This window comes from Dietzia sp. E1, from assembly GCF_014145015.1.
In the GTDB taxonomy this organism is placed as follows: Bacteria; Actinomycetota; Actinomycetes; order Mycobacteriales; family Mycobacteriaceae; genus Dietzia; species Dietzia cinnamea_A.
The window spans coordinates 1-8911 of sequence record NZ_JAALDU010000006.1 but is presented as its reverse complement, the minus strand read 5'-3'; the positions used below and the strand labels follow the sequence as shown (position 1 = coordinate 8911).

The following is an 8911-nucleotide window of genomic DNA, read 5'->3' as shown; positions in this document are numbered from 1 at the left end:
GAGGATCGCGCCGACCTCGCCGGCCGCCACCGCCGGGACCGTGGCGTTGACCGCGACCCGCGACCGCACGGGCGGCGGCGGGCCCTGCCACGCCATCTCGATCGCCGAGGCGAGCCAGTGGGCGGCCTCGGGATCGTGGTACTCGCCGAACGGCCCGAACTCGCCCCACCCGGCGGGCCCGTCGATCAGCACGAGCTCGCGCTCGGTGACGCCGCGGAACCGCACCCGCATCGGCAGGGCCACCACGTGGACGCGCGCGAGCAGATCGTCGATCGACTCGGGGCCCGGTACGGATGTCATGGGTCCACGCTAACGTCGGAGCCATGACCGAGCAGAGCAGCACCCGTTCCGGCGGCGCCGCGCAGGACGAGACCGCCAACCCCTTCGATCCGTCGCAGTGGCGGGAGGTCGAGGGCTTCCGCAGCGGCGTCGACCTCACCGACCTGACGTACCACCGGCACGTCGGCGAGGGCCGTGTCAACGGGATCGTGCGCATCGCGTTCGACCGGCCCGAGGTGCGCAACGCGTTCCGCCCGCACACGGTGGACGAGCTGTACCGGGTGTTCGACCACGCGCGCCGCTCCCCCGACGTGGGCACCGTCCTGTTCACCGGCAACGGGCCCAGCCCTAAGGACGGCGGGTGGGCGTTCTGCTCCGGTGGCGACCAGCGCATCCGGGGCCGGTCCGGCTACCAGTACTCCACCGAGCACGACTCGGACGTCGCCGGCGCCACCGCAGACAAGGTGGACGAGGCGCGCGTGAAGGCCGAGGGCGGGCGCCTGCACATCCTCGAGGTGCAGCGGCTCATCCGCACCATGCCCAAGGTCGTGATCTGCCTGGTCAACGGCTGGGCCGCGGGCGGCGGGCACTCCCTGCACGTGGTGAGCGACCTGACGCTGGCCTCGCGGGAGCACGCCCGGTTCAAGCAGACCGACGCCGACGTGGGCTCGTTCGACGCCGGCTACGGCAGCGCGTACCTGGCCAAGCAGGTGGGCCAGAAGTTCGCGCGCGAGATCTTCTTCCTCGGCCAGCCCTACACCGCCGAGGAGATGTTCCAGATGGGCGCCGTCAACCGGGTGGTGGATCACGCCGAGCTGGAGAACACCGCCATCGAGTGGGCGCGGCAGATCAACGGCAAGTCGCCGACCGCGCAGCGGATGCTGAAGTTCGCGTTCAACCTCACCGACGACGGCCTCATGGGCCAGCAGGTGTTCGCCGGCGAGGCCACGCGGCTGGCGTACATGACGGACGAGGCCGTGGAGGGCCGCGACGCGTTCCTCGAGAAGCGCGAACCCAATTGGGACGACTACCCCTACTACTACTGAGCCGAGCGGCGACACGAGCCGCGGATACAGTGCTCACATGACTACCGGACGACGCGGCCCACTCGAGCGCGACACGTGTCGCGACCTCGTGATGCCCGCCCTCCGTACGGCCGGCTGGGCGGCAGAAGCGATCACGCCGGAGTATGCGCTCGCACAGACGATGCGAACGGGGTCGGATGGCGCTGTCCGGTCGCTCCCCGGTCGGCGGGTGGACTACGTCCTCGAGATCGCCCCGGGTCAGCCGGTTGCCGTGGTCGAGGCCAAGCGTGCGTACCGGTCGGCTCGCGACGGGCTCCAGCAGGCACTCGACTACGCCAAGAAGCTCGAGGTCCCCCTCGCCATCGCGACCAACGGGTCGAAGATCATCGTCCATGACCGCTCTGCCGGGACTGAACGGAAGGTCGACGGGTTCCCTACGCCTGTCGAGGCGTGGGATTCCTACCGCAGGTTCATGAAGCTCGACGGGCCTGAGGCCGACCTCCTCCTCGAGCCACTCAGCAGACGGAAGGTCTCGCCGGACGGAACGGTCCACGAACCCCGCTACTACCAGGCGCTGGCGATCAGCGCGGTTCTCCGGGCGATCGCCCGAGGTGAGCGGCGAATCCTCCTCCTCATGGCCACGGGCACGGGCAAGACGTTCACCGCCATGCAGATCGTCGCCAAGCTTCTCGGTTACCAGGAGAAGGTGAGGCCCGAGGAGAACTACAGGGTGCTCTACCTGGCCGACCGGGACGTGCTCCTCTCTCAGCCGATGCGCAACGACTTCGGTCCGGCTTTCGGCCACGAGCGGTTGCAACGTGTCCGCATGGGCGCCGATCAGAGCGGTGAGCTGTACTTCGCGAGCTACCAGGCACTGCACCAGGGGGCCGCTGGGGACGAGCTCCTCGAGCAGTTCCCCCGCGACTTCTTCGACCTCGTCATAGTCGACGAGTGCCATCGCGGGAGCGCCTCCGCCAACTCCCGATGGCGCGGCACCCTCGACCACTTCGCGTCCGCGATCCACCTCGGACTCACGGCCACGCCACGCGACGACACGGTCCACAGCTACGAGTATTTCGGCAACCCCGTCTACCGCTACTCCCTCCGCGACGGGATAGAGGACGGGTACCTCGCCCCCTACCGCATCCGGCGCGTGATCCTCGACGCCGACGCCGAGGGCTGGACGCCCGACCCCGGGCAGCGGGATCTCTACGGCCGCGAGATTCCGCAGGGCGTTTACACGACTCGCGATTACGAGCGTGCCCTCTCCCTCCTTCCCCGAACCCGGGCCATGGCACGTCACCTCTCCGGACTGCTTCGGCAGAACCCAGCGCACAAGGCGATCGTCTTCTGTGTGAGCACGCGACATGCCGACGACGTCCGGGCCGCACTCATCGCCGAGAACCCGGACCTCGTCCGCGCGGACCCTGAATGGGTCGTTCGGATCGTCGGCGTGGAGGAGGAGAAGGAGCGTCTCCTCGAGGCGTTCTGCGATACGGAGTCGGCGTCCCCAGTCGTCGCCACCACTTCCCGGCTCCTTTCCACCGGCGTTGACGTCCCCGACTTGCGGTACGTCGTGATCTTCCGCCCGGTGGGCTCCTCTATCGAGTTCAAGCAAATCGTTGGCCGAGGCACCAGACTCTTTCCCGAGGGCGGAAAGGCGGCGTTCGAGGTGGTCGACTACGTCGGAGCTTCCGAGCACTTCGGTGATCCGGACTTCGACGGCACGCCGCCTGACATCACGATCGAGAAGACGGACGGCAGTGGCGACGTCATCGACATCACGCCCGAGCCGGGTGGTGACTCCGCCCGCACAGGCGACCCCGCGCCCGCCGACCCGCTACTGAACGAGCCCGAACCCGAGTTCCGGGCGGAGGACCCTGACGACGTCGACGACCCCGGCGAGACCAGAGGGCCCCGCACGACATACGTTGTGGTAGACGGCGTCGTGACGGTGGCCTCGGAGGCGGCGATGGTGATCGACCGCTCGACCGGCGAACCACGGATGGTCGAGGTACGGACTCTCGTCGAGGGCACTATGTCCGGCTTCGGCGACGCCGCCTCGCTCGGCAAACTGTGGGCGGACGAGTCGACCCGCCACGAGATCCTCGAGTCTCTGGCAGAGCGGGGAATCGACCTCGACGGACTCAGGGCACTGGCAGACGAATCGGACTCCGACCTCCTCGATGTTCTGCTCTCGATGGCGTTTCAGACACCGGTCAGGACCCGTGCCGAGCGAGCCCGCCGCGCACGGGAATCGCACGCCGAGGAGATTCGCGCCCAGAGTGAGGCAGGCCGGGCCGTCCTCGTTGGACTCCTCCAGCGCTACGAGGACTTCGGTATCGACGACATCTCGATGCGCACCATCCGGCTCCGGCCGATCTCGGACGCGGGAAGCATCACCGAGATCGCCAGTGCGATGGGCGGCCCGGACGCACTGCGAAAGGCAGTGCGCCAAGTTCCCGACTGGCTCTACGGCGCGTAGATAAATAGAAACTGTAGTTTCACGCCTGCGTGTTTCGTGAAACTACATGATTCATTGATTTCCTACCCGTGATAGGCTGATCGCATGACCGCCTCCTCACTCGACCTTCGCCGCCGCCTTCACGCGGTCGCGTTCGGCCAGGCGGGCTTCTTCTCCTCCACTCAGGCCGTAGAGGTCGGATACTCGCACCAGGCGCAGAAGTATCACGTGGACGCCGGGAACTGGACCAGGGTGGACCGGGGCATCTTCAGACTCCCCGACTGGCCGCCCACCCCCGAGGACGAGTACGTCCGGTGGACCCTGTGGAGCCGAGGCCGCGGAGTAGTCTCGCACGAGTCAGCCCTTCGTGCCCACAGCCTCTCCGACGTCGACCCGGCGCGCCTGCACCTGACGGTTCCCCCGGGGTTTCGCGCCCAGGACGATTTCGTGGTCGTCCACGTCGGTGAGCTCGATCCAGCCGACCGGATCGATCACCACGGATGGTCGGTCACCTCGATCCCGCGCACCCTCGCCGACGTGGCGGGGGCCGAATCGATCTCGCAGGAGATCGTCGACGACGCGGTCCGAGACGCTCTCGCCGGCGGGCACACCACGGAGCGCCGCCTCCGCCGCCTCGCGCACGACTTGCCCGCGGTCGCCGCGCTCCGCCTCGAACGCGCGGTGGGAGCCGTTGCCCGTGAGTGACGCCCGCGCCCGGAGCCTCAACCACCGGCTACGCAACCTCGCCGCCGAGCATCGGGTGGATCCTCTCCACCTGCGCAACCGCCTGCTCTTCCAGCTCGTCCTGAGGCGTCTCGCGGCGGACAGTCGCGGGGTCCTCAAGGGCGGCTTCGCCTTGGAGACCCGCCTGTGGCTTGACGCCCGTAGCACCAAAGACCTCGACCTCGCCCGTCTCGGCGACGGATCTCCCGACGCCGACGAGCTGCACGACCTCCTCGACGAAGCGTTGGACCGCGATCCGGGAGACGGCTTCCGGATGATCTCCCGGGCACCCCGGCCAGTCCGCACGGAGGACGAACTGCCCACCACGTGGAGGGTGGTGATCGAGGCATATCTTGGATCGACCGAGTTCGGCGTTGTGACCCTCGACGTCGTCACCGCCGACCGCCTTGACGACGACGAGGTGGAGCCCCTGCTCGTCGAACCGCACCTACTGGGCGGGCCGTTCACGGTCCTCGCGGTAGCCGTAGACCGGCACGCAGCCGAGAAGTTGCATGCCTACTCGCGGATTTACGCGCATGGCCGACCGTCGTCCCGCGTCAAAGATCTCGTCGACCTCGTGCTGCTCCTGGACCGCGGGCTCATCGATCCGGCGCGGCTGGGTGCGCGACTCGCAGCGGTCTTCACCGATCGCGACGGTGAGGCGCCACCGGCAGACCTCGAACCACCGCCCGGGTCGTGGGCCGAGCCATTCGCCGCCATGGCAACCGATCTCGGACTCACCTACCCCGATCATGCTTCCGCGTTCCAAGCCGTCCGCGAGACGTATCTAACCGCACTGACCCGCCCGCACGTGAATGAGAAGGACCTCCAATGAGCCCCCGCGTCGCCGTCAAGGAACCCACCACCCAGGCCCGGCTCCAGTCGGTCATCAAGACTTCGCGGCAGATTATGCGCAAGGACGCGGGACTGAACGGCGAGCTGGACCGCCTGCCCCAGCTGGCGTGGCTGCTGTTCCTAAAAGCCTTCGACGACCTCGAGTCGGAACGCGCGCTGGTCGACGAAACCTACGAGCCCGCACTTCCCGAGCCGTTCCGCTGGGCCACCTGGGCGCACGAGAAGTCCGTCACCGGCGACCCTCTGATCGCGTTCGTCAACGAGCGGCTGATTCCGCACCTGCGTACCGTCCACGGATCGGGTCGCCCCGGGGACCCCCACGACACGCTGGGGCACGTCTTCACCGACGTCCGGAACCGGATGCAGTCCGGCCACCTGCTCCGGCAGTTGGTCGACCAGGTGGACAAGATCAGCTTCACCTCCCGTGACGAGGTGCACACCATGGCCGTGTTCTACGAGACCATGCTCAAGGAGATGCGAGACGCCGCCGGCGACTCCGGCGAGTTCTACACTCCGCGGCCAGTGATCAGGTTCGTGGTGGACCAGGTCGACCCGAGGCCCAGCGAGAAGGTCCTCGACCCCGCGTGCGGGACGGGCGGCTTCCTGGCGGAGGCCTACCGGCACATGACCGCCGGAGACATCTCGGCCGCCGATCATGAGAAGGTCTCGGCCGGGCTGCGTGGGATCGAGAAGAAGGGCCTGCCCTACCTGCTGTGCCAGATGAACCTCCTGCTCCACGGCGTGGAGCGCCCCAACGTCACCGAGGGAAACGCGCTCATCCACCCGCTGTCCGAGGTCAAGCGGGACGGCGTTGACGTAGTGGTGACCAACCCGCCGTTCGGTGGCGAGGAGGAGCGGCTGGTCCTCGAGAACTTCCCCACCACCTTCCGCACCGCCGAGACGGTGTGGCTCTTCCTGCAGTCCGTCATGGCACGCATCGAGATGAGCCCCCGCGGGCGATGCGGGATCGTCGTGCCCAACTCGGTGCTTTTCGACACCGGCGTGGGCGGGCGAATCAAGAAGGACCTCATGACCCGGTTCAACCTGCACACCGTGGTCCGCCTCCCCAACGGCGTCTTTGCTCCGTACACCCTCATCCCCTCGAACGTCCTGTTCTTCGAGAAGGGCGAACAGGGCCCCGTGTGGTTCTACGAGGTGCCGCCGCCGGAGGGGCGCAAGAACTACACCAAGACCAAGCCCATGCGCTACGAGGAGTTCGAGCCCTGCCGGCGGTGGTGGGGCGGAACGAGCCGCGAGGGCCGAGTCGAGAACGAGCAGGCGTGGAAGGTCGATTTCGCCGACATCGAGGCCGGCGAATTTAACCTCGACCTGCACAACCCGCACCGCCCCGACGCACTGGACCAGCGGCCGCCCGCCGAGCTGATCGCCGAATTGATCCAGACGGAGAAGGAGCTCCTGTCGGTCTACGAGGAGATGCAGGCGGCAATCGCGGAGTTCGAGCTGTGAAGGTTGAGTGGGTGCCGTTCGGGGACATTGCCTCCCTCCGTCGAACTCGTGTCGACGTCGACGCGACCGCTACCTATCGCGAGATCGGGATTCGCTCCTTCGGTAAGGGCTGCTTCATCAAGGAGCCGGTCTCTGGCATCGAGATCGGCGAAAAGAAGATCTTCCGAATTAAGCCCGGCGACCTCCTGTTCAGCAATGTCTTTGCATGGGAGGGGGCGGTCGCAGTTTCCGACGAGCGACACGAAAAGCTAGTTGGCTCGCACCGTTTCATGACGTGGGAATGCAACTCAGAGAGGGCGAGTACCAAGTTCCTTCGCGACTATTTTCTCTCCGACCGCGGACGCGCGGAGCTTGGAAGGGCGTCGCCGGGCTCCGCCGGTCGCAATAAGACACTATCGATCAAGAATCTCGAGCGCCTGAGAGTCCCCCTCCCGTCGCTCGACGACCAGACACGCATCGCCGAGCACCTGACACTGCTCCAACCCACGCCAAGTTCGGAGCCCCCTCGTGGCCTCGGACTTCCTGACGGGAATCGCGTTCGGGTCGGCGATCTCGTGCAGCCCCGGATCCGGACTATTCCGGTGTCCCACGAAGAGACCTATCCGATGCTCGGCGTTAAATGGTACGGCGAAGGCGCGTTCGTCAGGGAGGTCCTTCCCGGCACCGAGATCAGCGCTGCAAACGTGAGAAGGATCGAATCGGGCGATCTGATCTACAATCGACTTTTCGCATGGAAACAGTCGTTTGCTTTGGCCGCTAGTGATGGCTTCTCCTCCAATGAGTTCCCGGCCTTCGAAGTCGACGCCTCCCAGGTCACTCCCCGAGTCCTCCTCGCTCTTCTAACTACCGAAGACTTCACCGAGCAGGTGAACGCCGCCAGTACAGGAAGCACACCGACTAGCCGAAACAGACTGAAGGAAGAGCGCTTCCTCAATTTAACCGTTAATTTGCCCCCTAGGTCGGCCCAGCCAGCTATCGAACGGGCGCTTTTCACGCTAGACAAGGCCAAGAAGCTTCATTCCCGCCGCAACGAGCTCGCCGCCGCCGTCCTGCCCGCCGCCCGGAACGAGATCTTCACCGCGATGCGCTGACGCTCCGCCAGGCGTCGCCGGCCACCACCACGTGGTCGAGGAAGCGAAGTCCGACCTTCTCGGCGGCGGATCGGATCCGGTCGGTGGCGGCACTGTCGGCGGCGCTCGGAGTGGGATCCCCCGCCGGGTGATTGTGCGCGAGCGCCAAAGCGGCCCCATCGTGACGCAGCGCGACGGCCAGTACTTCACGGATCGGCAGGCTCGTCGTCGTCGACCCTCCCCGCGCCACCGACTCCACACGCGTCACCCGGTTGCGGCCGTCGGCCACCACCACCAGGACCTCCTCGCGCGTGGCGGAGCCGATCAAGGGGATCGCGAGGGTGGCGATGTCAGTCGACGAGCCGAGAATCCGCCCCTCGGCCGGGCCCCGAACCCGGCCGGCGAGTGCGAACGCCGCCACGATCCTGCATGCCTTGGCCGGGCCAATCCCGGGCAACCGGCCGAGGTCCGCCGCGGTGGCCCGGGCCAATCCGGCGAGCGAGCCGAACTCGGCGACAAGCCGCGTGGCCAGGGCCACGGCGTTCTGACCCGCCACACCGGAGCCGAGATGGATGGCGATCAGCTCGGTGTCGCTGAGAGCCGCCGGGCCGAAGCGTACAAGCCTCTCACGAGGGAGGTCGTGGGCGGGGAGATCCCTGAACGGGGTGGCCATGGCACCGACCGTAGGTAGCCGGCCACCACAGCGTCCACCTCTCGAAGCGCCCTGTGGGAAAGGTCGACGACCATCCACAGGACCATGGACCCAAAGCCGACTGCTCGGGCGCTCAGACGCCGGGTAGCTCGCATCAATGCGAGGCCGGAGTCGGAGGACACCGCGCCGGATAGGGTCTGTAGACCATGACCGGCCCCCCCGACACCCACGCCTGCCGCGCCGACCGCGCCTCCCGCGAGCTGCGCACCCTGCCCGTCCCCGGCGGCCCGGCGGTCGCCGAGGTCCTCCCCGCTCTGGAGGAGATGCTCGCCGACCGCGGGCCCGCCCTGCTGCCGGTGCCCGCCGACGACCCTGC

General features: G+C 67.4%; 7 protein-coding genes and 1 pseudogene. 6 read left to right on the top strand and 2 right to left on the bottom strand.

The features are described from left to right. Positions 1 to 300, bottom strand: a pseudogene (locus tag G6030_RS00275) (O-succinylbenzoate synthase); the annotation flags it as partial. A gap of 23 nt (positions 301 to 323) precedes the next feature. Here G6030_RS00275 and G6030_RS00270 point away from each other — a divergent pair. The 6 genes from G6030_RS00270 to G6030_RS00245 all read left to right on the top strand — a co-directional run bounded on the left by G6030_RS00270 (position 324) and on the right by G6030_RS00245 (position 7904). After that, positions 324 to 1325, top strand: coding sequence for a 1,4-dihydroxy-2-naphthoyl-CoA synthase (locus G6030_RS00270; RefSeq protein ID WP_182641827.1), 1002 nt, complete (start codon positions 324 to 326; stop codon positions 1323 to 1325). 37 nt (positions 1326 to 1362) lie between these two features. Beyond that, on the top strand, positions 1363 to 3789 hold the full coding sequence (locus G6030_RS00265) for a DEAD/DEAH box helicase family protein (RefSeq protein ID WP_182641826.1): 2427 nt from the start codon (positions 1363 to 1365) through the stop codon (positions 3787 to 3789). Between the two features lie 84 nt (positions 3790 to 3873). After that, a complete protein-coding gene (locus G6030_RS00260; RefSeq protein WP_182641825.1) occupies positions 3874 to 4473 on the top strand; it encodes a type IV toxin-antitoxin system AbiEi family antitoxin domain-containing protein in 600 nt (199 codons plus the stop codon). Next, on the top strand, positions 4466 to 5326 hold the full coding sequence (locus G6030_RS00255; protein WP_182641824.1) for a nucleotidyl transferase AbiEii/AbiGii toxin family protein: 861 nt from the start codon (positions 4466 to 4468) through the stop codon (positions 5324 to 5326). The genes G6030_RS00260 and G6030_RS00255 overlap by 8 nt, the downstream gene beginning before the upstream one ends. After that, on the top strand, positions 5323 to 6813 hold the full coding sequence (locus G6030_RS00250; RefSeq protein ID WP_182641823.1) for an N-6 DNA methylase: 1491 nt from the start codon (positions 5323 to 5325) through the stop codon (positions 6811 to 6813). The genes G6030_RS00255 and G6030_RS00250 overlap by 4 nt, the downstream gene beginning before the upstream one ends. Continuing rightward, the gene (locus tag G6030_RS00245; RefSeq protein WP_182641822.1) at positions 6810 to 7904 is read left to right on the top strand and encodes a restriction endonuclease subunit S; all 1095 of its coding nucleotides are present in this window, start codon (positions 6810 to 6812) and stop codon (positions 7902 to 7904) included. The genes G6030_RS00250 and G6030_RS00245 overlap by 4 nt, the downstream gene beginning before the upstream one ends. Here the strand turns inward: G6030_RS00245 and radC are convergent. Then, positions 7888 to 8556, bottom strand: coding sequence for a DNA repair protein RadC (radC, locus tag G6030_RS00240; protein WP_182641821.1), 669 nt, complete (start codon positions 8554 to 8556; stop codon positions 7888 to 7890). The two genes, G6030_RS00245 and radC, sit on opposite strands and share 17 nt — an antisense overlap. Between the last annotated feature and the right edge of the window lie 355 nt (positions 8557 to 8911).

Coding starts and splice junctions, on each gene's coding strand:
- G6030_RS00270 (WP_182641827.1), top strand. CDS start 324: ATGACCGAGCAGAGCAGCACCCGTTCCGGCGGCGCCGCGCAGGACGAG.
- G6030_RS00265 (WP_182641826.1), top strand. CDS start 1,363: ATGACTACCGGACGACGCGGCCCACTCGAGCGCGACACGTGTCGCGAC.
- G6030_RS00260 (WP_182641825.1), top strand. CDS start 3,874: ATGACCGCCTCCTCACTCGACCTTCGCCGCCGCCTTCACGCGGTCGCG.
- G6030_RS00250 (WP_182641823.1), top strand. CDS start 5,323: ATGAGCCCCCGCGTCGCCGTCAAGGAACCCACCACCCAGGCCCGGCTC.
- radC (WP_182641821.1), bottom strand. CDS start 8,556: ATGGCCACCCCGTTCAGGGATCTCCCCGCCCACGACCTCCCTCGTGAG.